25 protein-coding genes and 1 tRNA gene are annotated in these 24,842 nt (G+C 56.3%); 12 read left to right on the top strand and 14 right to left on the bottom strand.

Translation table 11 applies throughout. The features are described from left to right. Positions 1-5: 5 nt before the first annotated feature. From ACRY08_RS03715 to regB, 4 genes are all read right to left on the bottom strand, one after another. A complete protein-coding gene (locus ACRY08_RS03715; RefSeq protein WP_432448504.1) occupies positions 6-1,010 on the bottom strand; it encodes an aminoglycoside phosphotransferase family protein in 1,005 nt (334 codons plus the stop codon). Next, positions 1,007-1,495 carry a tRNA (adenosine(37)-N6)-threonylcarbamoyltransferase complex ATPase subunit type 1 TsaE gene (gene tsaE, locus ACRY08_RS03710; RefSeq protein ID WP_432448503.1) on the bottom strand — a complete coding sequence of 163 codons (489 nt, stop codon included), beginning with the start codon at positions 1,493-1,495 and terminating at the stop codon, positions 1,007-1,009. Before tsaE ends, ACRY08_RS03715 begins: the two co-directional genes overlap by 4 nt. Positions 1,496-1,536: 41 nt before the next feature. Continuing rightward, positions 1,537-3,126 (bottom strand): PAS-domain containing protein, encoded by a 1,590-nt coding sequence (locus ACRY08_RS03705; RefSeq protein WP_432448502.1) that lies wholly within the window; start codon positions 3,124-3,126, stop codon positions 1,537-1,539. Positions 3,127-3,281: 155 nt separating this feature from the next. Beyond that, positions 3,282-4,706, bottom strand: coding sequence for a sensor histidine kinase RegB (regB, locus tag ACRY08_RS03700; protein ID WP_432448501.1), 1,425 nt, complete (start codon positions 4,704-4,706; stop codon positions 3,282-3,284). Between the two features lie 102 nt (positions 4,707-4,808). On the opposite strand from regB, the gene ACRY08_RS03695 reads away from it, so the two are divergent. From ACRY08_RS03695 to ACRY08_RS03685, 3 genes are all read left to right on the top strand, one after another. Next, the gene (locus ACRY08_RS03695) at positions 4,809-5,438 is read left to right on the top strand and encodes an SCO family protein (protein WP_432448500.1); all 630 of its coding nucleotides are present in this window, start codon (positions 4,809-4,811) and stop codon (positions 5,436-5,438) included. Between the two features lie 83 nt (positions 5,439-5,521). Then, positions 5,522-6,076, top strand: coding sequence for an ActR/PrrA/RegA family redox response regulator transcription factor (locus ACRY08_RS03690; protein WP_432448499.1), 555 nt, complete (start codon positions 5,522-5,524; stop codon positions 6,074-6,076). A gap of 68 nt (positions 6,077-6,144) precedes the next feature. Then, on the top strand, positions 6,145-6,426 hold the full coding sequence (locus ACRY08_RS03685) for a hypothetical protein (RefSeq protein WP_432448498.1): 282 nt from the start codon (positions 6,145-6,147) through the stop codon (positions 6,424-6,426). Here ACRY08_RS03685 and ACRY08_RS03680 read toward each other — a convergent pair. Beyond that, positions 6,416-6,883, bottom strand: coding sequence for a GNAT family N-acetyltransferase (locus ACRY08_RS03680; RefSeq protein WP_432448497.1), 468 nt, complete (start codon positions 6,881-6,883; stop codon positions 6,416-6,418). The genes ACRY08_RS03685 and ACRY08_RS03680 overlap by 11 nt on opposite strands. Then, positions 6,883-7,476, bottom strand: a complete 594-nt coding sequence (locus ACRY08_RS03675; protein WP_432448496.1) for an HD domain-containing protein — start codon at positions 7,474-7,476, stop codon at positions 6,883-6,885. Before ACRY08_RS03675 ends, ACRY08_RS03680 begins: the two co-directional genes overlap by 1 nt. Before the next feature lie 136 nt (positions 7,477-7,612). On the opposite strand from ACRY08_RS03675, the gene ahcY reads away from it, so the two are divergent. Further along, the gene (gene ahcY, locus ACRY08_RS03670; protein ID WP_432448495.1) at positions 7,613-8,998 is read left to right on the top strand and encodes an adenosylhomocysteinase; all 1,386 of its coding nucleotides are present in this window, start codon (positions 7,613-7,615) and stop codon (positions 8,996-8,998) included. Between the two features lie 143 nt (positions 8,999-9,141). Here ahcY and trpB read toward each other — a convergent pair whose 3' ends face one another. Further along, positions 9,142-10,350, bottom strand: a complete 1,209-nt coding sequence (trpB, locus tag ACRY08_RS03665) for a tryptophan synthase subunit beta (protein WP_432448494.1) — start codon at positions 10,348-10,350, stop codon at positions 9,142-9,144. 154 nt (positions 10,351-10,504) lie between these two features. Next, positions 10,505-10,924, bottom strand: a complete 420-nt coding sequence (lysM, locus tag ACRY08_RS03660) for a peptidoglycan-binding protein LysM (protein ID WP_432448493.1) — start codon at positions 10,922-10,924, stop codon at positions 10,505-10,507. Between the two features lie 163 nt (positions 10,925-11,087). Between lysM and ACRY08_RS03655 the strand changes: the two genes are divergently transcribed. Further along, a complete protein-coding gene (locus tag ACRY08_RS03655) occupies positions 11,088-11,429 on the top strand; it encodes a DUF2853 family protein (RefSeq protein ID WP_432448492.1) in 342 nt (113 codons plus the stop codon). A 268-nt stretch (positions 11,430-11,697) separates the two neighbouring features. Here the strand turns inward: ACRY08_RS03655 and ACRY08_RS03650 are convergent, their stop codons facing one another. From ACRY08_RS03650 to tsaD, 5 genes are read right to left on the bottom strand one after another with little or no spacing between them, the layout of a single operon-like run. Next, positions 11,698-12,087: a DUF1761 domain-containing protein gene (locus ACRY08_RS03650; RefSeq protein ID WP_432448491.1), complete on the bottom strand. Its 390-nt coding sequence runs from the start codon at positions 12,085-12,087 to the stop codon at positions 11,698-11,700. Positions 12,088-12,136: 49 nt separating this feature from the next. After that, positions 12,137-12,553 (bottom strand): EVE domain-containing protein, encoded by a 417-nt coding sequence (locus tag ACRY08_RS03645; RefSeq protein WP_432448489.1) that lies wholly within the window; start codon positions 12,551-12,553, stop codon positions 12,137-12,139. Beyond that, a complete protein-coding gene (locus tag ACRY08_RS03640) occupies positions 12,553-12,825 on the bottom strand; it encodes a YciI family protein (protein WP_432448488.1) in 273 nt (90 codons plus the stop codon). The genes ACRY08_RS03645 and ACRY08_RS03640 overlap by 1 nt, the downstream gene beginning before the upstream one ends. Then, the gene (locus ACRY08_RS03635) at positions 12,826-13,773 is read right to left on the bottom strand and encodes an NAD(P)H-dependent glycerol-3-phosphate dehydrogenase (protein WP_432448487.1); all 948 of its coding nucleotides are present in this window, start codon (positions 13,771-13,773) and stop codon (positions 12,826-12,828) included. Next, a complete protein-coding gene (gene tsaD / locus ACRY08_RS03630; RefSeq protein ID WP_432448486.1) occupies positions 13,770-14,885 on the bottom strand; it encodes a tRNA (adenosine(37)-N6)-threonylcarbamoyltransferase complex transferase subunit TsaD in 1,116 nt (371 codons plus the stop codon). The genes ACRY08_RS03635 and tsaD overlap by 4 nt, the downstream gene beginning before the upstream one ends. A gap of 86 nt (positions 14,886-14,971) precedes the next feature. Between tsaD and ACRY08_RS03625 the strand changes: the two genes are divergently transcribed. From ACRY08_RS03625 to ACRY08_RS03615, 3 genes are all read left to right on the top strand, one after another. Continuing rightward, the gene (locus tag ACRY08_RS03625) at positions 14,972-15,655 is read left to right on the top strand and encodes a uroporphyrinogen-III synthase (protein ID WP_432448485.1); all 684 of its coding nucleotides are present in this window, start codon (positions 14,972-14,974) and stop codon (positions 15,653-15,655) included. A gap of 84 nt (positions 15,656-15,739) precedes the next feature. Next, on the top strand, positions 15,740-16,993 hold the full coding sequence (locus ACRY08_RS03620; protein WP_432448484.1) for a COG4223 family protein: 1,254 nt from the start codon (positions 15,740-15,742) through the stop codon (positions 16,991-16,993). A gap of 10 nt (positions 16,994-17,003) precedes the next feature. After that, positions 17,004-18,506, top strand: coding sequence for a heme biosynthesis protein HemY (locus ACRY08_RS03615; protein ID WP_432448483.1), 1,503 nt, complete (start codon positions 17,004-17,006; stop codon positions 18,504-18,506). 27 nt (positions 18,507-18,533) lie between these two features. Here ACRY08_RS03615 and ACRY08_RS03610 read toward each other — a convergent pair whose 3' ends face one another. Then, positions 18,534-19,766, bottom strand: coding sequence for a urate hydroxylase PuuD (locus tag ACRY08_RS03610; RefSeq protein ID WP_432448482.1), 1,233 nt, complete (start codon positions 19,764-19,766; stop codon positions 18,534-18,536). Between the two features lie 174 nt (positions 19,767-19,940). Here ACRY08_RS03610 and ACRY08_RS03605 point away from each other — a divergent pair. From ACRY08_RS03605 to nosZ, 4 genes are all read left to right on the top strand, one after another. Next, positions 19,941-20,016 (top strand) — tRNA-Thr (locus ACRY08_RS03605). Positions 20,017-20,234: 218 nt separating this feature from the next. Beyond that, positions 20,235-20,732 (top strand): hypothetical protein, encoded by a 498-nt coding sequence (locus tag ACRY08_RS03600; protein WP_432448481.1) that lies wholly within the window; start codon positions 20,235-20,237, stop codon positions 20,730-20,732. Positions 20,733-20,773: 41 nt separating this feature from the next. Beyond that, positions 20,774-22,903, top strand: a complete 2,130-nt coding sequence (locus ACRY08_RS03595) for a 4Fe-4S binding protein (RefSeq protein ID WP_432448480.1) — start codon at positions 20,774-20,776, stop codon at positions 22,901-22,903. A 23-nt stretch (positions 22,904-22,926) separates the two neighbouring features. Then, positions 22,927-24,840 (top strand): TAT-dependent nitrous-oxide reductase, encoded by a 1,914-nt coding sequence (gene nosZ, locus ACRY08_RS03590; RefSeq protein WP_432448479.1) that lies wholly within the window; start codon positions 22,927-22,929, stop codon positions 24,838-24,840. Positions 24,841-24,842 lie beyond the last annotated feature (2 nt).

Below are 24,842 nucleotides of genomic sequence, written 5' to 3'. Positions count from 1 at the left end.
GTGTATCATTTGGAAACCAGCGTCGCGAGGTGAGAGGGGGTCGGGGCGGGCAGTGACGAGAGAGTTTCTGAAAACCCAGCCAAAGCGGGGTGGGACAGATCGTGTTGAAGGTGCCTCCAGACCCTTGGAAGAAGATCAGTATAGCCAGCTTTCCCGTCACGAAGCGACAGGCGCGCGAACACCCCCAAAATACGAAGATTGCGTTGGACAGCAATGATTGCGACCTGTCGTTCAGCCTCTTCTCGGGTCATGCTGATTTTATCAGCAAAACGATGGATCAGATGAGTCGCAAGGGCGTCAGGCACATCGCGGCGGGCATCTCGGATCAGAGAAACCAGATCGTAGAGGCGGTGGGTTCGGACCGCGTCCTGATAGTCAAGAAGCCCAACGCGTGCCAGCTTTTTGCGAGTTGGTAGCCAGATGAGGTTTTCCGCATGGTAGTCCCGCAAAGACAGCCAATCGAACGAACCAATCCCGGACAACAATTGGGCAAGAGAAGCAGTGGCTTTCTGGTCGGATTCCGTAAGCACGTCTGCGCCACCATCGCGGTACCACAAAAATACCAGATCTATCGCTTCAGCCATTTCCTGTGGGCCGAAATCTGGCAGGTCTTCAGGCGCGGCAACGCTGTGCAGATGGTGAATGACATCGGTTGCTGCTTCGTAGAGTTCAGGCTCAATCTCTGGGGATGAGTGGGTAAGATTTGCAAATAGCGCATCGCCCAAATCCTCTAGCAGCAGCAACCCGCGTGCGAGGTCCTGATGCAAAACGGATGGCGCTGACAGACCCAGATCCGCCAAGAATTGCGTGACCTCGACAAAACGGGCTTGTGACCCCGCGATTTCCGGAGCGGCGTTCATCAGGATTGCCTGGCTTCCACAATCATTTCGGATCAACCGTTCGTATAACCGTGTCGAAGCATCGCCGGTCAGGGCAATGCGCTGAGCGTTGTTCCATCCTGCAGATTTGAGGAAACCATCAATTTCGGTTTGCCGCGGCGATGTCGTCATAGCAGCCCCCTTAGGGCTTCAAACCACTTGGGGTCGGTCGATGTCAGGTTTGCTTCGCGGTAATCTTCACCTTTTTCCGGGTGCGGTGAAAATGAGATTTTCAGCGCGTCAGCGGGCAATAACTCGCCAAGGCGGTCGGGCCATTCAACCAGACAAATGGCTGACGTGAACGCGTCCACCAACCCCAGCTCTTCGACTTCATCGGGGTGGGTCAGGCGATATAGATCCGCGTGCCAGACCTCGACCCCGCCTGCCTCATAAGTTTGAACAATGGTAAAGGTCGGCGATGGCACATCTTCCATAAGGCCATGTGCCGCAAGAAGGGATTGTATGAACGCGCGCGCAAAATGGGTTTTGCCGGCGCCGATCTGCCCTTCCAAAAGTATTGTGTCTCCGGGCTTCAGGCGGGCAGCAAGGGCAATCGCAAAATCCTGAGTATCCGTGGCGGTCGATAAATGTAGCTTGTGATAAAACGCTTTGCCCATGGCAGGAGTTTTATCCCCTGATTATCTCGACGCAAGCCTGTTCATGCTTCCAGCGGTACGGGCGTCTCCAGCTTTGCGGGGTCTTGTTTTGTTTGCGAAGGCCGGAAACTGACAAGCGTCCCCCCACGGATGACCGGAACAAAGCGACATTCCAGCGTACGACCATCCTTTAGGGGCACCTGAGCGTGTTGCTCCGTTCTTTCGCCATGCGCCGCGACAAAGCTTTTAAGCTGTTGCCAGACTTGAGTGTCCTGCGCTTTCCTGCGCCATGTTGCGACAGCGTCCCCCAGATTTACATCGCCAAGAGTTGTCGAGGGGTCGTTGCCCCAAAGTGAATCATAAGCTTCGTTCGACATCGAAAGGACGCCGCCTGCGGAAAATACGGCCACCGCCTCGGGCATGCTGTCGAGCGCGGATTGCCCCATTTCGAGCTCTGACCTGAATCGGCGGGTCAGCGATATCTCTGCGGTGATGTCTTCAAAGAGAAAGGCAACGGCGCCCCCGGGCTGTGGCCTGCCCGTGACCCGATAGGTTTGGCCGGTGGGTAAGGACCACGTTTCTTCATACGTGCCATTTACCGCCGCGGCCTCCAGATCGGCCATTTGTTGGCGCCAAGACATGTAGTCGCGCGGTTCGGGCATCATGCGTTTTTCACGCAGCTGGTCCAGAAAAGAGAATAATTTGGGTTTTCCGACAAGAAACTCAATCGGTAAGGTCAAAAGGTCAGTCAGCGCTGGATTGAACAGGGCCAGCTGACGTTTGCGGTCGAAAATCGCAAGACCAATGGGCAGGTGAGCGAAAGTTTTGGTCAGGGTTGTCACGAATTCTGACAAGGAGTTTTCGGCGTGGACCAGTTTGTCGACGGGTGTGGCGGTAAACAGGCTTTCATTGCCAAGAATTGTCTCGTGAATTTCGAACCAGCTGCGTTCGCTGCGATTGGGCAGGTCAATCGCCATGCGCAGAGGGGATTGATCATCCTGACCGTCACGAACTTCGTTCAGGTGGGCCCGTTCAAACAGACGTTGTGGTGGCCAGGGTGCAATGTCCACATCAGGGGTAAGCAATGCAGCCGTGTCGATATAGGCGCGGTTGGCCCATGTGATGGCGTGTTGATCATTTTCACGCCAGATCAGATGGGGCACGTGTTCTGCGGTGCTGCGCAACGTGTCCAGTTCGTGCTGCATCGCTGCGAGGCTGAGGCGATCGGGCATCGTCGCGTCACTGGCGCTTTCGGTGTCTATCAGCTCAATGCGCGCCAGTCCGTTTAGCCACTCTGCTTCGATGCGATTGCTGCCATCTGATGAGACGATGGTCATCTGGCCAAGTTCGGCCAGTTCACCGATTTGTTCGGTCAGGTTTGGAAAGCGAGGCTGCAGCAAAGCTGCAAAATGCCCCCAATCGCTTTTGTTTCTCTGGCGCGGCGCGGATGCCATAAGCTGTTCAGCGTTTGATGTGGAATCCACAGAGGTTTCGTTATCAAACAGGAAAACAATGCTTCCCAGTTCCGAGTTCGCCTCATGCCTTAAAGTTTTGCTTCGGCGGCGTTCAAACAGGGACATCACATAGAGGCTAACAAGGGAAATCGTAAAAGCGACAACAACAAGGCCAAGAGCAAGAACTGTATTTTCCATCATTCCACCTGTCGATTTGCAGCGTGCGGGCACGCATCAGACAAGCTTCAACCTAAGCTGTGCTTGGTTAATGAAGGTTTAACTGAATATGGCAATTTCGTGTAGCGCTTAGAAACCACAGGAAAAATGTCCTAAAGGACGTTAACCTATCTTGCTTATCCTTGCACGGGAAAGGGCTTGTTTTCCCCAAGCGCTGCGCCTGATGCGTGTGATTCCAATCCGCTTATGGCACGATTCCAAGTGACCTGGACGATGGCGCCGGATCGTTCGCGCGGGTGTGGGCGTCCGGTGTATGGTTCGGTGCCATTGGCAAAGCTCAGTTGCGCCCCTGTCCGTTCAAGCAGTGTTTTGGCAATGAACAAACCCAGACCCATGCCGTTGTACCCAGAACGTGTGCCGCGCTCGTGACTGGGTTTGCGTGCTTTCAATAGCGGGTCGCCTATCCAGCCAATCACGTCTGGCGAATACCCTTTCCCATCATCAATGACGCGAATGCGAATGTCGTGATCGCTCCAGCACAGCTCGACCCAGACTTTGGTCGATGCGAAATCGACCGCATTCTGGATCAGGTTTCGCAACCCATGAATGATTTCCGGGCGGCGCTGGACAAACGGTTGATTTTCGGGAGTAGCGCCTTCGCAAGTGATCTCGATTTCGATTATCTTCCCGCGGTCGCTGTGAGGTTCAGCAGCCTCTTCGATCAGCGCGATGATGGGGACTGTTTTGACCAGCATATCGTCTTTGCCAGCCCGCCCCATCGATTGAAGAATGTCGCGGCACCGGTTGGCTTGTTCGTGGATAAGAGCTGCGTCTTCGCGCAACTCCTGCCGGTCGGACAGTTCTTCGGCTAATTCGGATGCCACAAGTTTGATGGTTGCGAGCGGTGTGCCCAGCTCATGTGCGGCAGCGGCAACGACACCGCCCAGATCGGTCAGGTTCTGCTCACGCGCAAGTGCCATTTGTGCGGCGAGTAGCGCGTCTGACATCGATGCCATTTCTGACGAGATCCGGCGCGTATATAGGCCAATGAAGACAACCGAAATGACTACGGCCACCCAAAGCCCGAAGACAAAGACATCAGGCATCCGCATGGCTTCGCCGGAAAGGGTTAACAGCGGCAAGTTGAAATCGGCCACGAATGTTGTTGCCGCAACGGCGAAAGCGCCGACGATGACCGTGGCGCGGCTGGAAAGCGCTGTGGCTGCGACTGTGACGGGTGCGACAATCAAAACGACAAACGGATTGTGCAACCCACCGGTCAAAAACACCATGAAGGCCAGCTGAAATGTATCGAACATCAGCGTCAGGATTGCCTGCCGTTCGTTCAGGCGCATGTTGCGGGGGTAAACAGCGATCGAAGCAAGGTTCGCAACAACCGCCATGCCAATCGCGATTGCTGCAAGGCCAAGATTTATGTCGAGCGCAAAGAACCGCAAAGCGACGATGATCGCTGCAAGCTGGCCAAAGATCGCCGCCCAGCGCAGCACCACAAGAGTGCGCAAGCGGATGGTCAGCCGGTTTTTGAAGTTGACTGCATCCTGAGAGGTGGGTTGTGCTACCTGGCTGGTCTCATCAGTCATTTGTGATCCTGCCCCGGGTGTTTTTTGCTTGCGTCAACATGTTCCCTTGTTAGTCGTCGTAAAACAAAGGATCAATGCCGCCAGGATTGAAGGAGTAATCTGATGCAGCGCGTATCTGCCATTGTCGCCGCCACCGCCGTCGCCGCTCTTGTTGGTGTCACCTACTATGTCACGTCCGGAGAAGGCGATGTGCTTGCCCAATGCCGTGCGGGTAGTGTTGGCACTGGGGTGGCCTCGATCGGGGGGCCTTTCGAACTGGTGGATGAAACCGGCAAGACTGTGACAGAAAAGGATGTGATCACCAAACCAACGTTGGTTTACTTTGGGTACACGTTCTGCCCGGATGTTTGCCCGCTGGACAATGCCCGAAACGCCGAGGCTATGCGCCTGCTTGAAGATCGCGGATATGATGTTCAGTCGGCATTTATTTCTGTCGACCCAGAACGCGACACACCAGAGCATCTTGCCGATTTCACAAGCTATATGCATGAAGATATGCTTGGTTTGACGGGCACGGCTGAACAGGTGAAGGCCGCCAGTCAGGCCTACAAAACCTACTATCGCAAGCAAGAGCCAGAAGCCGGCCAGGAAGAATACTATCTGATCGACCATTCGACCTTCACCTATCTGATGTTTCCTGAAAGCGGCTTTGCGGATTTCTTCAAGCGCGATGAAAGTCCGGCGTCTATGGCGGATCGGGTTGGGTGCTTCATTGATGCGCTTGGCGCATAGCAGGGAACGCGGCGTCGAATTTGACCTGACGATAGGGAATGCCTAGGTATTCTATTGATGAAGCGCGATCCGGAGGGTGACGGATGACGACCGAGGAACTGGCTCCGATTGGGGATGATGCAACTCTGCTGCTGGTTGATGATGATGAACCGTTCTTGCGGCGGCTTGCCAGAGCGATGGAAAAACGCGGTTTCGCGCCGGAAACGGCCGGGTCCGTTGCGGCCGGTCGTGCAATCGCGACCGCCCGCCCGCCAGCCTATGCGGTGGTTGACCTGCGATTGGAGGATGGCAACGGTCTGGATGTGGTCGAAACCATCCGTGAAAAACGCCCAGATGCGCGCGTTGTTGTTTTGACGGGATATGGCGCCATTGCCACGGCTGTCGCTGCGGTAAAGCTGGGGGCAAATGACTATCTGTCAAAACCCGCGGATGCCAATGACATCACGGCGGCCTTGCTGGCCAAGCCCGACGAACTGCCGCCGCCGCCCGAAAATCCAATGTCAGCAGATCGTGTGCGCTGGGAGCATATCCAACGCGTTTACGAGCTGTGCGACCGCAACGTGTCCGAAACAGCGCGACGGTTGAATATGCATCGCCGGACCCTGCAACGGATTCTGGCCAAACGCAGCCCGAAATGACGCGTATCGGTGCTTTTTTGATCGGCGTTGTTTTGGTGTCAGGCTGCGTCGCACCTCAACCTGAAAAAATGCCTCCTCGCATCGGGGTGGATATTCGACCAGACAATGCCGGGCTGCGGGTGGATCCCGTTGGCAAGCGCATCGATTTCGGGCGTTCTCCGAAAGGTGTTGTGCCCGTTCTTGACCGAGAGTTGGGGCGCCATGTCGCGCTGCCATTAACCGGGTGCGCGCCGGAAATCCGGCAGCAGTTGCGGTGGGGTAATCTTGTTCTGACCTTTACCAAAGAACGGTTTGTTGGCTGGCGGTCAGGCGGCACGGCTTCGGGCAAGACCTGCACCGCTACGGGCTGACCCGGTACCGTTTCCTGTCCAGCGTTTCCGTTAGGTCATGGGTCACGAACCCCATGGCCGCGTAGTAGGCCCGCCCTTGGGGATTGTCGCGTCCGATCGAGGCTTCGATATCTGTGATCCCTGCCTTGCGTGCAGCATCTAAGCTATCGGCAAACATTGCCCGCCCAATACCTGAGCGTCCGTTGCTTACTGCTACATATGTACCGATCTCTCCCCAGCCGTCTGGTGTGTTGTAAGGGTTGGCTGTTTTGGGCAGGATTAGAGACTGAAATCCCAGAATTTGACCAGTTTCATCATACGCGATGGTGCATCGGATATTGTCCGTGTGCTCTATGTAATTTGCACGCATGTGTTCCGGATCACGGCGGCGGTTGCTTCCCCATCCCTCAAGGATCGGCGTGATCAATTCGCTCATGCCTTGAGCATCCTCTGGCCGGGCTTCTCGGGTCGTGATCATCAAAGCTCCTTTAGCAACGCTTCGTGGCGTTGGGTGAAATCACGGCGCACCTCTGCGGGGGGGCGTAATGTGATTTCCAGGCCTGTAGTCAGGTCCGGTTTCGGAGTGCCGAAAAACTTCCCGGCTTCAACCGTGCTGAACCCTGCGATCTGTGTGGCCTCCAGAAAAGCTGATATCTTATCGGCGCGCTTGATGGCTTTCTTGACGGCGACAGGTAATTTCGCTGGTAGGCCAAAGCGGATGTGGATGGCGGCGGTGAGGCGGTCGTCCAGCTCTCCGTAACTGGGGCCAACGGCGGCCTTGACCGGCGAAATCATATCGCCGATTACATATTCCGGTGCGTCATGCAGCAGCGCCGCCAGTCGCCATTTGACCGGGGCGTTCGGGTTCATGCGGGTATAAAGGGTTTCGACCAGCAGGGAATGCTCGGCGACGGAATAGGGAAAATCGCCCAAGGTCTGCCCATTCCAACGTGCGACAAAAGCCAGCCCATGGGCGATGTCCTCGATCTCGATATCCATTGGGGTGGGATCGAGCAGGTCCAGACGACGTCCCGAAAGCATACGTTGCCAGGCGCGGGGTTGGGCGGGCATTTTGGGGTCCTTCTTTGCCGATTGAGGTCTGCAATGTCGCCTTTTTGCGCGTGAAGTCAATCGGCGTTCATTGCGTGTTCACGGGTAGGATGCTAGGGCAGGCGCAACGAAACGGGATCAAGACCGGAGAACCGCCGTGACCCAGGATTATATTGTCAAAGACATCGCTCTTGCCGCTTTCGGCCGCAAGGAGCTTGATATTGCCGAAACCGAGATGCCGGGCCTGATGGCGCTGCGTGACGAGTATGGCGAGGCCAAGCCGCTTTCGGGCGCGCGTATCGTTGGCTCTCTGCATATGACGATCCAGACCGCAGTGCTGATCGAAACTCTGGTCGCGTTGGGTGCGGATGTGCGCTGGGCGTCGTGCAACATCTTCTCGACGCAGGATCACGCGGCGGCGGCGATTGCTGATGCGGGCGTGCCGGTCTTTGCCATCAAGGGCCAATCGCTGGAAGAACATTGGGACTATCTGGATCGTTCGTTCCAGTTTCCGGACGGTCCGAACCTGATCTTGGATGATGGCGGCGACGCCACGCTCTACATCCTTCTGGGTGCGCGTGCTGAAGCGGGCGAGGATCTGGGTGTTGCCGGATCTGAGGAAGAGGCTGTCATTCACGCACAGATCAAAAAGCGCATGACGGAAACGCCCGGTTGGTTCACCAAGATGCGTGACCAAATCAAGGGTGTGTCGGAAGAAACGACCACCGGTGTGCACCGCCTCTACGATCTGGTGAAAAACGGCCAGCTGCCCTTCCCGGCGATCAACGTGAACGATTCTGTCACCAAGTCGAAGTTCGACAACAAATATGGCTGCAAGGAATCTCTGGTGGACGGCATTCGTCGTGCGACCGATACGATGATGGCGGGTAAGGTTGCAGTTGTCTGTGGATATGGCGATGTGGGCAAGGGTTCTGCGGCATCGCTGCGTGGGGCCGGCGCGCGTGTGAAGGTGACCGAGGTTGATCCGATTTGCGCGCTGCAGGCCGCGATGGATGGGTTCGAGGTCGTGACGCTGGAAGACGCGGTTTCCGATGCTGACATCTTCATCACCACCACTGGCAACAAGGATGTGATCCGCATCGAGCATATGCGCGCGATGAAGGACATGGCGATTGTTGGCAACATTGGCCACTTCGACAATGAAATTCAGGTGGCAAGCCTGAAGAACCATAAATGGACCAACATCAAGGATCAGGTTGATATGATCGAGATGCCCTCGGGCAGCCGGATCATTCTGCTGTCAGAAGGGCGCCTGTTGAACCTTGGCAATGCCACGGGGCATCCCAGCTTCGTGATGTCGGCGTCCTTCACCAATCAGGTTCTGGCGCAGATGGAACTTTGGCTGAAGGGCGATGAGTATAAAAATGACGTCTATATTCTGCCCAAGCATCTGGACGAGAAAGTGGCGCGACTGCATCTGGAACGGATTGGCGTCAAGCTTTCTACTCTGAACAAAGAGCAGGCCGACTATATCGGTGTTTCAGTCGACGGTCCTTTCAAGCCCGAACACTACCGGTACTGATCCAGAAGGTTTCCTGACGGAAAAGCGCCGCCCAACCGGGCGGCGCTTTGCTTTTTCAAGCTAGGGGCATTGCCCCTAGCGGTTTTGCCGCTCACCTCAAGGTTCTTTGAACAAAAAAATGAGCCGCGCGGCAGGTGTCGAGTTTAGAGGTCTTCACCAAAGCCGAAGTTTTCTGTCACGTAGTCGATATCCTTGTCACCGCGGCCTGACATGTTGATCAGGATGGATTTGCCCGGATGTTTAGGGGCTTCGCGCATGGCGAAGGCGACCGCGTGGGCGCTTTCGAGAGCCGGAATGATGCCTTCGGTGCGGCTGACGGTGAAAAACGCGTTCAGCGCTTCTTTGTCGTCGCAGGCGGTATAGTTCGCTTTGCCAGTGCGGTGCAGATGGGCGTGTTCCGGCCCAACGCCCGGATAGTCAAGACCTGAGGCAACCGTATGCACGGGTGCGGGCTCGCCGTTTTCGTCTTTCAGAACCATGGTGCGGAAGCCGTGAATGTCGCCATCTTCACCGAAAGTGATTGTGGCGGCATGTTCGCCCAGTTTCGACGATGTCCCCATCGGTTCGACGCCGTACAGTTCGACATCCTGATCGTCGATGAAGCCCGAAAAGAGGCCCATTGCGTTCGATCCACCACCCACGCAGGCGGCGACCATATCTGGCAGATCACCGGTCATTTCCAAAAACTGTTCGCGCGCCTCAATGCCGACAATGTGTTGGAAGTCGCGCACCATCATTGGGAAAGGGTGCGGGCCTACGACAGAGCCAATCGCGAAAAGTGCGTTATCGGCTTGCTCCATGTAGCTGCCAAAACAGCTGTCCACGGCCTCTTTCAGGGAACGTCCACCAAAGCCGACCGGCACAACCTCTGCGCCAAGAAGCTTCATCCGGGTGACATTGGGGGCTTCTTTGGCGATGTCGATCTCGCCCATGTGGATTTCGCATTCCAGACCAAAATAAGCAGCGGCGGTGGCCAGCGCGACGCCGTGTTGGCCTGCACCGGTTTCCGCCATCAGCTTTTTCTTACCCATGAACTTGGCCAACAAACCTTCGCCCATGCAATGGTTCAGCTTGTGTGCACCGGTGTGGTTCAGGTCCTCGCGTTTGGCATAAATCTGTGCCCCGCCACATTGTTCGGACAGGTTTTTAAGATAGGAAACCGGGGTTGGGCGACCCTGGAAGTGTTTGCGAATATGGCGAAGTTCGGCAATGAAATCTGCGGATTTCGAGATGCGGTCATAGGCTTCGCGAATCTCTTTGAAGTGAGGCTCAAGCGGGGGTGGCAGCATCGCTCCGCCGTAGTCGCCAAAATAGCCCTCACGTGTCGGTGTGGATTTCAAATATGATGCCATGTTCCGTGGTCCCCTAGTCTGTCTGCATTCACCGGGATGAGACAGGGAAACGGGCCACGCTACAAGTCGAAAATTGCGGCTGTGAGGCCAATGGGGCAATAAAAATACGGCCCGCCGATTGGGCGGGCCGTGAATGTTGGTGTATCGGTGCAGATCAGCTGGGAATGCGCAGGTTCTGACCGGGGTAGATCAGGTCCGGGTCCTTCAGCATCGGCTTGTTGGCTTCAAAGATATCTTTGTAGCGCGCGCCGTTGCCAAGTGTTTTTTCCGCGATGGCCCAAAGCGTGTCGCCTTTCTCTACAGTATGGAAGGTCGGCTCGTTTTCCAGCTCGGCCTCCACCTCTGCGACGCCCTCAACATTACCGACAGCCAGAATGACCTTTTCGCGCTCTTCTGCGCTGAGGTTCTCGCCGCCCGAGACGGTGACCTTCTCACCGTCAACCTTGATATCCAGACCCGAGGTGTCGATACCCAGATCGGCGACCTCTTTGTTCAGCGTATCGGCCGAAGCGGCCTCGTCGTTTCCACCGAAAAGCGACTTTCCGGCGCCTTTCACAAAGTTCCACAGACCCATGATTTCCTCCTTGTAAGACCAAGTGTCCGCCGCATCCTGCGTTATTACAACGCAAAATCCTAGGGGGAATGCTGGGGCAAACTTTTCCTTTGCGAAGTCGTTAATTGCGCCTAGTCTTTTACTGAATTGGGGCTGTGCCCGGACGCAACTTTGGGAGACCGAAATGGGAAAACGTGACGAATTGATTGCAAAATATGCTGAAGATCTGAAGTCGAAATGCGGCATCACGCCGGATATGGATCTTCTGACCAAGGTAACGATTGGGTGTGGGCCGGCGATCTACAATGATGACGCTTCGACCGTAGCTGCGACGCAGGACAGTGAGCTTGAGACCGTCAAAGAGAACTTCCTGATCAAGAAGCTGGGTCTTGCTGATGGTCCTCAGCTGATGGATGCGATCAATGCGGTGATCGAAACCTATGGGCGCAGCGAACGGAACAAGTATCGCGCTGTCGTCTATTATATGCTGGTGAAGCATTTCGGTAAGGAATCCGTCTACGGGTAAGCTGACGATTTTTCTTTTGTAAGCAGGGCGTTGTCAGAATTGGCATCGCCCTGTTTTCTGTTAAGGCTTAAGAAACCTTAATGCATTGATTTTGAATAGTTTTCGACGCTCTATGAGATTGCGAAACAGCCTGAACTGTTTTAGCTTCTAAGAACGATCAGGACGGTCGGACCCTTTTTATTCAGAGACACGTGTGGTGCTGAGGGAGCACGTGGGGTGGAAAAGGAGGGGTTCGAGACGTCGGAGCCCTCCTTTTTGTTTGAAGGGCTCAGAACAGTCCCAAAACCAATGCAATCACGGTGCAGCCACCAACCGCATAGCCGCCATCAATCCAAATCAACGATTTTGACCGATCGCTGAACATCACGTTGTTTGCCATCCAAGGCGCAACCACAAAAAGGCCAAGTCCCAGGCCGGTTATGACCGATTTGCCAGCCCCTTCGATGCCTGCCATGGCGAAGATATGGCGCATCATACCTGCAACCAATATAGCGCCGACAAAGGCAACGATATATGGCTTTGGGTCAGACCCGTTCAGAGGACGGCCATTTTCGTCAGTCTCGATGCCTGATGCTTCGACCCAGCGCTTGGCCAGCGCCATGTACCAAGCCGCGCCAAAGGCATACCCTGCGATTGCAGCTACCAATACTTGCAACATATGATCTCTCCTGTTTGCCGTTTCTGTGATCAGTATGGCACAGGCACTCTTAGACGTCTTCAGACAGTTGAAGGATGATCTGCCACTCATCTTCTGACACGGGCTGTACGGAGAGGCGCGTGTTGTTGACAAGAACCATATCTGCAAGCCGAACATCATCCTTGCACATGGCGAGTGATACGGGGTTTTTCAGCGCTCGAACGGCCTTGATATCCACGCAGTCCCATCGGGCGTCATCTGTTGTGCTGTCGGGGTGGCTTTCAGCGATCACCTCGACAATGCCGACGATCTCTTTTTCCTTTTGTGAATGGTAGAAAAACCCAAGGTCACCACATTTCATCGCCCGCATGTGATTGCGCGCCTGATAGTTTCGCACGCCATCCCATTCTTCGCCTGCGTCGCCTTTGGCAACTTGCTGATCCCAGCTCCAGGTTGATACCTCGGATTTGAACAGCCAATAAGCCATTATCCAATCACCCTGTTCCAATGCTGGATGCGCACATCGGAGAAGAGTCCAGCTTTGGCATAAGGGTCATTTTCCGCCCATGTTCTTGCCTCTGCCATGTCATCCACGTCCAACACCAGAAGCGAGCCGCACATAACGCCATCATCATCAAGAAATGGTCCGGCTTGCTGAACGACGCCTGTGTCTTTCAGATAGGCAAGATGGGCCTCTCTGTTGGCTTTGCGGGTTTCGATTGCGCCGGGTTTGTCAGTGCAGATGATCGCGATGAGCATTTATTCTTCCTTCAACGGGCGGGCTAGCAACATGTCGATAGCCTCTCTGATGGTGATGAGATTGTCCAGAACGGCGACGACCATATCCGCGATTGGCATATCAAGACCTATGGATTGGGCGTGAATAGAGACTGCTTTGGCTGTTGCTTTCCCTTCAACCGTGGTGCCGGTGGGGAGCGCGGTGCCGCGGCCCAATGCAAGGCCATATGCGAAGTTACGTGACTTTTCAGATGCGCAAGTCAGGGCCAGATCACCAAAACCGGACAGACCAGCCAGAGTTTCGGGCCGAGCGCCATGTGCGATCGCGTATCGTTGCATTTCAGCGAAGCCGCGCGTCATCAGAGCTGCCCGCGCGCTTTCCCCCAGCCCGGCACCAATTGCAATGCCACAGGCGATGGCAACGACATTTTTGAGCGCGCCGCCGATCTCTACCCCTGCCAGATCTGCGCTGCGATAGAGCCTGATATTGTGGGTTGAAAGCGCAGACTGAAGTATCTCGCCGTTTTCGCAAGCAAGTGTAAGGGCGGTGGGCAAACCAGCCGCGATATCAACTGCAAAACTTGGGCCGGACAGGATCGCCGGGGTAGCGCTTGGGCAATTGGCGCGGATGATCTCCGCGGGACCAAGACCCGTTTTCAGATCAACACCCTTGCAGCACGCCACAAGAATCTTTCCCGACAGGATATCTGCGTGAGCGCGTATGAATTCCGAAAGGCTTTGCATCGGGGTGGCCAGCAAAAGAATGGGCGCATCACAGGCTTGCGCGAGGTCACCTGTGACCGTCAGGCTGGCGGGAAGCTCGTATCCGGGAAGGCGGCGCGTGTTCTCGCGCGTGTTCTGCATGTCCCCCGGATCACGTGCCCAAAGCACTATCCGCTTTCCGTCCTGGGCAAGTGAGATTGCCAAGGCGGTACCGAATGCACCTGCGCCCAAAACTGAAATGCTCATGCCTTGGCTCCTTTCTTTCCCGATCCAAGCATGGCAGGCGCCTGTGCGTCCAGTGGCCAGCGCGGGCGGGCTTTTAAGTCCATGCCATCGCGACCACCCAAGCGATAGCGCTCGATACCGGCCCAAGCGATCATCGCAGCGTTGTCCGTGCAAAGAGAGAGGGGAGGCGCGAGAAAACGGGTGTCCAATTCGGCGCAAATCGTCTCTAACGCGCCCCGAATTGACATGTTGGCGGCGACACCCCCGGCCACGGCAAGGGTTGGGTGTTCTGGAGACAGCTCCATATACCGCAACAATGCGCGTTTCGATTTTTCGGCCAGTACGTCACGGATTGCGTCCTGGAAACCTGCGCAAAGATCTGCCCGATCTTGTTTGTGAAGGCCGCCATGTGTTTCGACAAGCCGGTCTCGTTCGCGCAAAAGGGCGGTCTTTAGGCCTGAGAAACTCATATCGCAATCCGGTCGATCAAGAAGTGGTCTGGGGAACCGAAAACGTTTTGCATCGCCCATATGTGCCTGTTCTTCAACCGAAGGTCCACCGGGCTGTGGCAGACCTAGAAGCTTTGCTGTTTTGTCAAAAGCTTCCCCTGGAGCATCATCAATGGTTCCCCCCAAGCGGGTGAACTCTTCGGGTCCTTTGGCGATAAGAAACTGGCAATGGCCACCAGAGACCAAAAGCATGAGGTAGGGAAATTCGATTTGATCCGTCAACCTAGGGGTCAGGGCGTGGCCCGCCAGATGGTTCACACCGACCAAAGGCTTGCTTGACCCGATGGCCAGACCTTTTGCGCACATGACCCCCGCCAAAACGCCCCCGATCAGGCCTGGTCCGGCCGTTACGGCAATTCCGTCGACGTCAGAAAGGTTCAAATTCGCCTTTGTTAGAGCCTGTTCCACGCAGATATCCATTTTCTCAGTATGGGCGCGGGCTGCGATCTCCGGCACAACGCCGCCAAAATCTGCGTGCAGTTCTGTTTGCCCAGCAACAACCGAGGATATCACTTTGGGCGGTAAACCGGGGTCGTGTCGGACCACGGCAGCGGCCGTGTCATCGCAAGAGCTTTCCAACCCAAGGAAGGTGAGCGTGCCTGCTGTATCTGCGAAGTCGGTCATAATGATAGCGATTTGTTGCGAGGGTGGTCGGCTCGGGGTAACACCTAGGTTGAGATGAGACAATCCCGGCGATGCCCATGCCAAACATGACAAAACTTGTTCTGACGCGCCCGGCCAAGGCCGCACAGAGCCTGTTGCGCGATGTTGTGCAAGGTCTTGGCCATGAGCCAGACGTGATCCTGTCGCCTGTGATTGAGATCGCGCCAATCGGCGACTGGCCTGTTTTGCCCACAGGGGCCGAAGTGATCCTGACCTCCTGCAATGCGGTGCGGGGCCCACTTCTCGGGGTGAATGTTCATTGTGTCGGGCAAAAAACCGCAGAGCACGCGCGGGCGCAGGGTGCGACTATTGTTACTTTGGCGCCTGATGCACACAGGCTTTTGGATCAGCTTCGAGAAACCTCGGGCGATGCGCCTCTGGTGCATCTGTGTGGATCACATAAGGCGGTGGATATAGCTGCCCACTTGCGTGAGATGGGGCGCACCACACAGGATTTGCAGGTTTATGCGCAGGTCACGCAACCACTTAGTGTCGCTGCGAAGAAAGCCATTGAAGGGGAGGAACCAACGCTCCTTCCCCTTTTTTCACCGCGTTCGGCCCGCTTGACTGGTCAGGCGATTGACCGGCCTGGCCAGAGGCTCCGCGTCATTGCAATAAGCGATGCGGTCGCAGCGGCATGGACGGAGTTGATGGGAGGGGTCGTCGAGATTGCCCCGGAACCCACCGGGAATGCGATGGTGAGCAGGATTGTCGCAGCGTTAAACGCGTGACCCAGCTTGAGAGCTGGGCGGGTGCAAGCTAGGTTAAGTGACGTAAAAGTCGCAAATTTTAAGTGAGATTCGGGGGTTCACACATTGGCCAAATCGCGCAAACCAGCCAAGGACAAGGTGGAGAAGGTCGAAGAGGCCGTGGTGATCGAAGACACCAGCTCCGAAAAAGCTGCTGAAAAAGCGAAACCAGCATCTAAGGAGTCGCCGAAAACAGAGCCGGTGCATGATCTGGTTGAAGATGACAACGGATCGAAAGCGGCCCCAGTGTCTGACGGTGACAAATCAGTCGATGGGGCGCCGGAGGCGGGCGCAGAAAAAGTGGAGCCGGTGGCCGTTGAAAAAACGAAAACCAGTGGATCTGGTTTTTTTGCATTGCTGCTTGGGGGCGCAATCGCAGCTGCGGCTGGATTTGGCGCCGCAAGATATCCAGATCAATGGCCTTTCCCGCAAAATGGCGTAGACCCGATTGTAGAAGAACTTGGAGCGCTGAAGGAACATGTAGCTGGCCTGGAAGCGGCGGGTGCAGAACGCTCCACTGCGATTGAAGCTCTTTCATCTGATCGTGCAGTCGATCAGTTGCGCGGCGAGACCACGGGCGCCTTGGAGCAACTTCGGATGCAATTCGACACGCTGTCGGGCAAAATCTCCGAGCTGGAAAATCGCATTCATACCGTCGAAAAGCTGCCCCAAGGCTCTGGCATGGAAGCCGCGGCCGCAGCTGCGGCGGCATACGAGCGTGAATTGCAGCAGATGCGTCAGATGCTGGATACAGAACTGGCGCAAATCACATCGCAAAAAGAAAACGCGGAAACGTTAGAAGTGTCGGCCGCTACGGCTGCGAAATCCGCCGCCGCTCGCGCAGCTTTGTCGCGTTTGCAAGCCGCACTTGAAACGGGCCAGCCCTTCAGCGATGCGCTTTTTGATTTGACTGAAAATGCAGCGATTGAGGCTCCGGCCGCGCTTTCATCTGCGGCGGCAGACGGGGTGGCGACCCAGACAAACCTGCAAACAAGCTTTCCAGAGGCCGCTCGGTCTGCGCTTGAGGCGTCGATCCGTGCCGCGGTGGAAGATGGGTCTATGGACCGGGTTTCCGCATTCTTCCGCACTCAGCTGGGCACACGTTCGCTGGAGCCGAAAGAGGGCGATGATGCAGATGCCGTTCTGTCGCGCGCCGAGGCTGCGCTGAAAGCCGGGCAGATTGATGTCGCCTTGAACGAGCTTGAAGCTATGCCAGAGGCAGGAAAGCCTGCGCTTGATGCATGGATCGCGCGGGCAACGGAACGCCGCGATGCCCTTCATGCCGCCCGCGAAACTGCCCAACAACTGAACCTGAATTAAGGACGCGCCGATGCTTTGGTCTCTTTTCAAGATTATCCTTTTTGTGGCTGCCATCGCGCTTGTGACGATGGGGGCCGGCATCCTTATGGAAACCGAAGGTGGTGTGCGCATCGCCATCGGTGCGACCGAATTCAACATGGCGCCTTTGCAAGCGGTTATTGCCGGAGTGCTTCTGGTGATTGTGATCTGGCTGGCCTTGATCGTTTTTGGTTTGCTGGTGGCATTCATCCGCTTCGTGAACGGGGATGAAACAGCGATTTCGCGCTACTTTGACCGCTCGCGTGAGCGCAAAGGCTACGAGGCGCTGGCCGAGGGCATGATGGCGCTGGCATCGGGTGAAGGCAGCACGGCGATGACCAAAGCCGCGCGGGCCGAGAAATACCTGCGCCGCCCTGAACTGACCAATCTGCTCAGTGCGCAAGCTGCCGAAATGACAGGGGATAAACGCAAAGCCGCGCAGGTTTACAAGCGGCTATTGAAAGACGAACGCACCCAGTTTGTTGGTGTTCGTGGCATTATGAAGCAAAAGATCGAAGAAGGTGACACGGAAACCGCGATGAAGCTGGCGAAGAAGGCATTTGCCCTGAAGCCGCGTCATAATGAAACGCAGGATCTTCTGCTGGGCCTTCAGGCTCAAAACAACGATTGGAAAGGCGCACGTGAAACATTGGGTGCCAAGCTGAAATACGGCGCGTTGCCGCGTGACGTGCACAAGCGTCGTGATGCGGTTCTTGCACTGTCCGAGGCGAAAGGTGTGATGAAAGACGGTAACCCCATCGAAGCACGCGAAGCTGCGATCGAGGCGAACCGTCTATCGCCTGATCTGGTGCCGGCAGCCGTCATGGCTGCGCGTGGGTATATCGAGGACGGTAAGCCGAAATATGCGGCTCGGGTGTTGGTGAAAGCATGGTCCGCGCAACCGCATCCTGACATCGCAGCGGCATTCGCCGAAATCGCCCCAGAAGAAAGCCCGTCCGAACGGATCAAGCGGTTCCGAGCGCTGACCAAGCATCGTGACGGCGATCCGGAAACCCGAATGTTGGTGGCTGAATTGAACATTGCAGCCGAGGACTATCCTGCGGCGCGCAAGGCGCTGGGCGATTTGCCCGATACGATGCCGTCACAGCGTGCATTGACACTGCTTGCGGCCATCGAACGCGGAGAGGGAGCGACAGATCACGACGTTCGTGCGCTGTTGGCACGTGCCGTCACCGCGCCGCGTGGTCCTCAGTGGGTCTGCGAAAGCTGCAACCATGTTCACGCCGCCTGGCTTCCTGTCTGCAACAACTGCGATGGGTTTGACACGCTGGCCTGGAAGCCCGCGCCCGCAGCAGAGGATGCCGTTCCTGCCGGGACAGAGATGCTGCCTTTAGTGGTTGGCAACGAAACTGCCGAAATCGCCCAAGCAGACGAAGAGGCAGCGGATATGGTTGAGGCCAAGGAAGAGGACGAGCCAACTGTCTTGGAGGGCGAAGTTGTCAAAGAGGCAGACGAGAAGCCCATTATCCACTGATCGGCGTAAGGCAGCGGTCAGGCGGGATCAGTTGGTTGCCGCCTGATACCATGCCACGATGGCGTGACGCTCTTCGGGCTCCATGTAGCTGACATTGGCAGGCGGCATGGCCGTTGTACGCCCGGCCTGCAGGTAAATCGCCTTGGCCCAGCGCGCGACCTCTGGGGCAGTTTCAAGCAGCACATTTTTCGGCGCGCGGTGAATGCCTTCGTAGCCCGGCTCGCGCGCGTGGCACATCGAACAGCGGCCCAGAACGATGTCCGAGACATCCTCAAACCCGGCGGCTTGCGCGAACCTTTGTTCGGTCGGTGTAAGCGCCCGCGATTCTTCAGTGTCATAGTCGCTTTGGTCCAGCGGGGCGGTGGACAGCCACATGATCAGGATAAACAGGATCGTGGTAACGGCCCATGTCCATGTGGGTTTGCCAACGCGGGCATGCATCGAATTGAAATAATGCCGGATTGTGACACCCATCAGAAAGACCAGTGCGGCGATCACCCAATTGTACTGTGATGCGAAGGCCAACGGGTAGTGGTTGGACAGCATAAGAAACACGACGGGCAAGGTCAGATAGTTGTTATGTGTCGATCTGAGTTTCGCGATTTTCCCGTATTTGGCGTCAGGTGTGCGACCTTCTTGCAGGTCTTTCACCACAATACGTTGATTGGGCATGATGATAAAAAACACATTTGCTGTCATGATTGTCGCCGTGAAGGCGCCAAGGTGCAGCATCATCGCGCGACCGGTGAAAATCTGATTGTAGCCCCAGCCCATTGCCACCAGAAGGGCAAAAAGCAGCAGCATCAGCAGGGTCGGTTTTGCCGCCAACCCGGATTTGCACAGCCTGTCATAGACCAGCCATCCGACGGTCAATGAGGCCGCTGATATCGCGATGCCTTGCCACAATGCCAATTCAGTCTTGGTGGCGTCGATCAGGTAGAGCTCGCCGCCGACCCAGTAGATCACCATCAAAAGGGCAGCTCCTGACAGCCAGGTTGCATAGCTTTCCCATTTGAACCAGGTCAGGTGTTCGGGCATGTTTTCCGGTGCCACCAGATACTTGCGGATGTGATAAAACCCGCCTCCATGCACTTGCCATTCCTCACCATGCGCGCCTTTGGGAAGATCCGGGGCTTTGCGCAACCCAAGATCAAGCGCGATGAAATAAAAAGATGACCCGATCCATGCGATTGCCGTGATCACGTGCAACCACCTCACTGCAAAGGCGATCCATTCCCAGAAAATGGCAAGGTCTGTCATGTTTAGCCCCCGTTTCCCAACGCCGTCAGCGGCGCGACCACCAGACTAACCTCAAAACCATGGTTCAGGTCCAATCTTTTGTTGGCTTTTGCCGGACGGAATTTCTCTTGCACCCATCCCAGCGCACGTCTAAAACCCCCTCGCTGCTGCCCCCGTGAAGGGCAGCTGACATGGGCCGCTGTAGCTCAGCTGGTAGAGCACGTCATTCGTAATGATGGGGTCGGAGGTTCGAGTCCTCTCAGCGGCACCAAAAAAATCAAATAACTCCATATTCCAGAAGATTTTTTTCCGAGCCGTGGGTGTGACCTCCCAAGCAGCCCGCGCTGAGAGAGCGGCTGCTTTCAATGCTTGCGAGACTAAGCTCTCAGGGCCAAAGCACGTCAAATGCACACCCCCCTTTGACTATTGTCAATAAGTGCCCGGCCTTTCCGAAGGAACTTGGTCAGGAAACTGACCGGGGAATCACGCGTGCGTTTTTTCGCAAATCATAGAGGCTGGTATGCCAAGGCGCTGTTGGCGTCTGCGGGCGCTTTGCGTTCTGCGGTTGCTATTATGGCTGTTCTTGCACTGTCGCTTCAGTTGATCGGCGTGAATGCTGCGCAGGCGTCATCTGGGAACTGGATTGAGATTTGTTCGGATTTCGGTGTGTCATATGTGCAAATGGATTCCGACGGGAACGCCATTGCGAAATCGGGGTCACCTGATGAAAGCACAGATTGCCCGGACTGCGCAGATTGCGTGAACTGCGCGACGGTTGCCTTTGACCTTTTGGCTGTCAATGGCACACAACAACTTCAGCTGGAAATGCAAGCCATGCAGGTTTCCTTAGGTCCTCAGTTTTCTGGGCTGTGGTCTAAACATGCTTGGCCCGAAACCCGTGGCCCCCCAACTGTGAACAAAGAAAAAACAGCGCGCGCCTTGTGCGCGATCATGGCGGATTCCCTTTTCAATGGAGGTGCGCTGTGAACGTAAAGCGCGCAATATATATTTGGCTTTGTGCCCTCGTTATGACCCTGAGCGGGGTTGTGACAACCGCTGCAAGCGCAGACAGTCTTGCAAAGTTCCTTCCCGATCTGACCCCGGCCGAACTGGTCCCCGGCGCTGATGCGTTCGGCCCCATTCGCGACGATGTTCCGGTTGCGCCAATCCTGAAGGGTGGCGAGACCATTGCGTTTGCCTTCCTGACTTCGGATTTCGTCGGCACGACGGGCTATTCCGGCAAACCCATTCATGTGGTTGCCGCGATTGATCACGATGCGGTGCTGACCGGCGTGAAGCTGGTGAAGCACTCCGAACCGATTGTGTTGATCGGTATTCCCAATTCGAAAATGGTCAAGCTGACCGAGGGCTATGCCGGGCTGGACCTGAAGGCCGAGGCGGCCGCGGGTGGCGATGCGCATGACCTGGACATTATCTCGGGGGCGACCGTGACGATCATGGTGATCGACGACAGCCTTGTGCGGGGCGGCATCAAAGTGTCGCGTGCGCTTGGACTGGGCGGTTTGTCCCCGGCCACCCAAGACGGGCCGCGCCGTGAGATTGACATGACGAAGGACGAGACCTCGGACTGGTCCACCCTATCCGGAGACGGGTCGGTGCGTCGCCTGACACTGGACATTGGTCAGATCAACGCGGCGTTTGAGGCGACTGGCGACCCTAAAGCCATTGCCCGCCCGGAACGCGGCGCACCCGAAGACACGTTCATCGACATGCATATGGCCGTGGTCTCGGTGCCGTCCATTGGCCGGACCCTGCTGGGCAACGCGGAATACGCAAACCTGATCGAATGGTTGGACGAAGGCGAGCAGGCGATCTTGCTTTTGGGGCGCGGGGCCTACAGTTTCAAAGGCTCGGGCTATGTGCGCGGTGGGATTTTCGACCGGATTCAGATGATCCAGGGCGATAACTCGGTGCGTTTCTTTGACAAGCAACAACGCCGTCTTGGTGCGCTGGCCACCGATGACAGCCCCAGCTTCACCGAGCTGGACATCTTCAAGGTGCCCGCGAACGCCGAGTTTGACCCGACCGAGCCTTTCCGCATGCAGCTTTTGGCGCAGCGGTCGATTGGCGCACTTGAGCGCACGTTCCTGACGTTTGATCTTGGTTACAAACTGCCCGAGCGTTTCTTGTTGCCCGTGGCAGCCGCTGCACCCGTTGTCGATGACGCGGATGCTGAAGCCGCCGCGAAATCCGCGCTGTGGAAACGCATCTGGAAAGACAAAACGGTCGAGATTGGCGTGCTGGGCGTCATGCTTCTGGTCCTGACCGGCGCGTTCTTCTTCCAGTTTCACGCCACCCGCAACGCGCGCGCGTTTTACTGGTTCCGCATCGGTTACCTGAGTTTCACGCTGGTATTCCTTGGCTGGTATGCCAACGCGCAGCTGTCCATCGTGAACCTGATGGCGCTGGCGGGTAGCTTGCGGTCGGGCTTCACCTGGGATGCCTTCCTGATGGACCCGCTGGTCTTCATTCAGTGGTTTGCCGTGGCCGCCGCGCTGATCTTTTGGGGCCGTGGTGCTTATTGTGGCTGGCTCTGCCCCTTCGGTGCGCTGCAAGAGCTTTTGAACAAGGCCGCCCAAGCGCTGAAAATCCCGCAATGGACTCTGCCATGGGGCCTGCATGAACGCCTGTGGCCGATCAAATACATGATCTTCTTCGGGCTCTTTGGTCTGTCGATGGTCTCGATCCCATTGGCCGAGACTTATGCCGAAGTTGAACCCTTCAAGACCGCGATCATCCTGAAGTTCGTGCGCGAATGGCCCTTCGTGGTCTTTGCCGTCCTGCTTCTGATCGCCGGATTGTTCGTCGAGCGTTTCTATTGTCGCTACCTCTGCCCGCTGGGCGGTGCGCTGGCGATCCCCGCCCGTATCCGCATGTTCGATTGGCTGAAACGCTATCACGAATGCGGCCATCCCTGTCAGACCTGCCGCAATGAATGCCCCGTTCAGGCCATTCACCCGACAGGCGAGATCAATCCCAACGAGTGTGTCGACTGCCTGCATTGCCAGGTTCTGTACCAGTCGTCCGAGAAATGCCCGGTTGTGATCAAGACGCTGAAGCGTCGTGAGCGTGCCGGGAAGGTGGACATGACGATCCCACCGCGAAACCCACCGGCGAACCATCCAAACGCCAAATAGTCATACTCCAAGGAGGAAACACAATGACTGAAGAAACCAAGAAACTATCCATGACCCGCCGGGGCATGTTGGGGGCCACCGCCACGGGCGCGGTCTTCGCCGGCACCGGTGTCGGCTCTACTTTGATGACCGCAAAAGAGGCAAGCGCGGCTGCCAAGGTCAGCATGGAGCCCGGCGAACTTGACGAATATTACGGCTTCTGGTCCTCGGGCCAAACCGGCGAGCTTCGCATTTTGGGTATGCCCTCGATGCGCGAGCTGATGCGGGTGCCCGTGTTCAACCGTTGCTCGGCCACTGGCTGGGGTCAAACCAACGAGTCGCTGAAAATTCTGACTGAAGGTCTGCTGCCGGAAACCAAGCAGTTCCTGGCTGCAAACAACAAAGTCACCTATGACAACGGTGACCTTCACCACCCGCACATGTCCTTCACGGATGGTACCTATGACGGCCGCTATCTGTTCATGAACGACAAAGCCAACACCCGTGTGGCCCGCGTGCGTTGTGACGTGATGAAATGCGACAAGATCATCGAGATCCCGAACGCGCATGACATCCACGGGTTGCGTCCGCAGAAGTTCCCGCGCACTGGCTACGTTTTCGCCAACGGTGAACACGAAGCACCGCTGGTCAATGACGGCAAAATCCTGGACGAACCGACCGAATACGTGAACATCTTCACGGCGATCGACGGCGACACCATGGAGATTGCATGGCAGGTGATCGTGTCGGGTAACCTCGACAACACCGACTGTGACTACCAGGGCAAATACGCCTTCTCGACCTCGTATAACTCGGAAATGGGGATGAACCTGCCCGAGATGACCGAAAGCGAGCTGGACCACGTTGTTGTCTTCAACATCAAGGAAATCGAAGCTGGCATCGCCGCAGGTGATTATCAGGAGCTGAAAGGTGTGAAAGTGATTGATGGCCGTAAGGGTCAGAACAAGAACTACACGCGCTACATCCCAATCCCGAACTCGCCACACGGCGTGAATGCGGCTCCGGACAAGAAACATATCTGTATCAACGGTAAACTGTCGCCCACCGTTTCGGTGATCGACGTTGAAAAAGTTGACGACGTGTTCGCCGGTGCAGATGAACGCAGCTGCGTTGTGGCCGAGCCCGAACTGGGTCTTGGACCGCTACACACCGCGTTTGACGGGAAAGGCAACGCCTACACCACGCTGTTCCTGGACAGCCAGGTTGTGAAGTGGAATATCGAAGACGCGATCAAAGCCTATGCAGGCGAAGACGTTGACCCGATCCGCGACAAGGTGGACGTGCACTATCAGCCGGGCCACAACTCGACCTCGATGGGTGAAACCGCCGAAGCTGACGGCAAGTGGCTTATTTCGATGAACAAGTTCTCGAAAGACCGCTTCCTGAATGTTGGTCCGCTGAAGCCTGAAAACGAGCAGCTGATCGACATCTCGGGCGACAAGATGAAGGTGGTCCACGATGGCCCGACCTTCGCCGAGCCGCACGATTCAATTGTTGTTCATCGTTCGAAAGTGAACCCGGTCAATGTCTGGGATCGCAACGACATTACATGGGAAGACGCCCGTAAGCAGGCCGAAGCCGATGGTGTGTCGCTGGAAGACGGCCATGACGAGATCATCCGCGACAAGGACGATCCGACCAAGGTGCGTGTTTACATGTACTCGGTCGCACCGACCTTCTCGATGGAGAAGTTCACCGTCAAACAAGGTGACGAGGTGACCGTTTACGTGACCAACCTTGATGACGTGGACGACGTGACCCACGGGTTCTGCATGGCCAACTTCGGTGTCGCCATGGAGGTCGCCCCGCAGGCAACCGCATCCGTGACCTTCGTCGCAGACCGTCCGGGCGTTCACTGGTTCTATTGCCAGTGGTTCTGCCACGCGCTCCACATGGAGATGCGCGGCCGGATGTTCGTAGAACCTCGCGAGGCGTAAGA

It is taken from the genome of Aliiroseovarius marinus (assembly GCF_050881025.1).
GTDB lineage: Bacteria > Pseudomonadota > Alphaproteobacteria > Rhodobacterales > Rhodobacteraceae > Aliiroseovarius > Aliiroseovarius marinus_A.
Note: the sequence above shows the minus strand (reverse complement) of the source record. Positions and strands in the feature narration are given on the sequence as shown.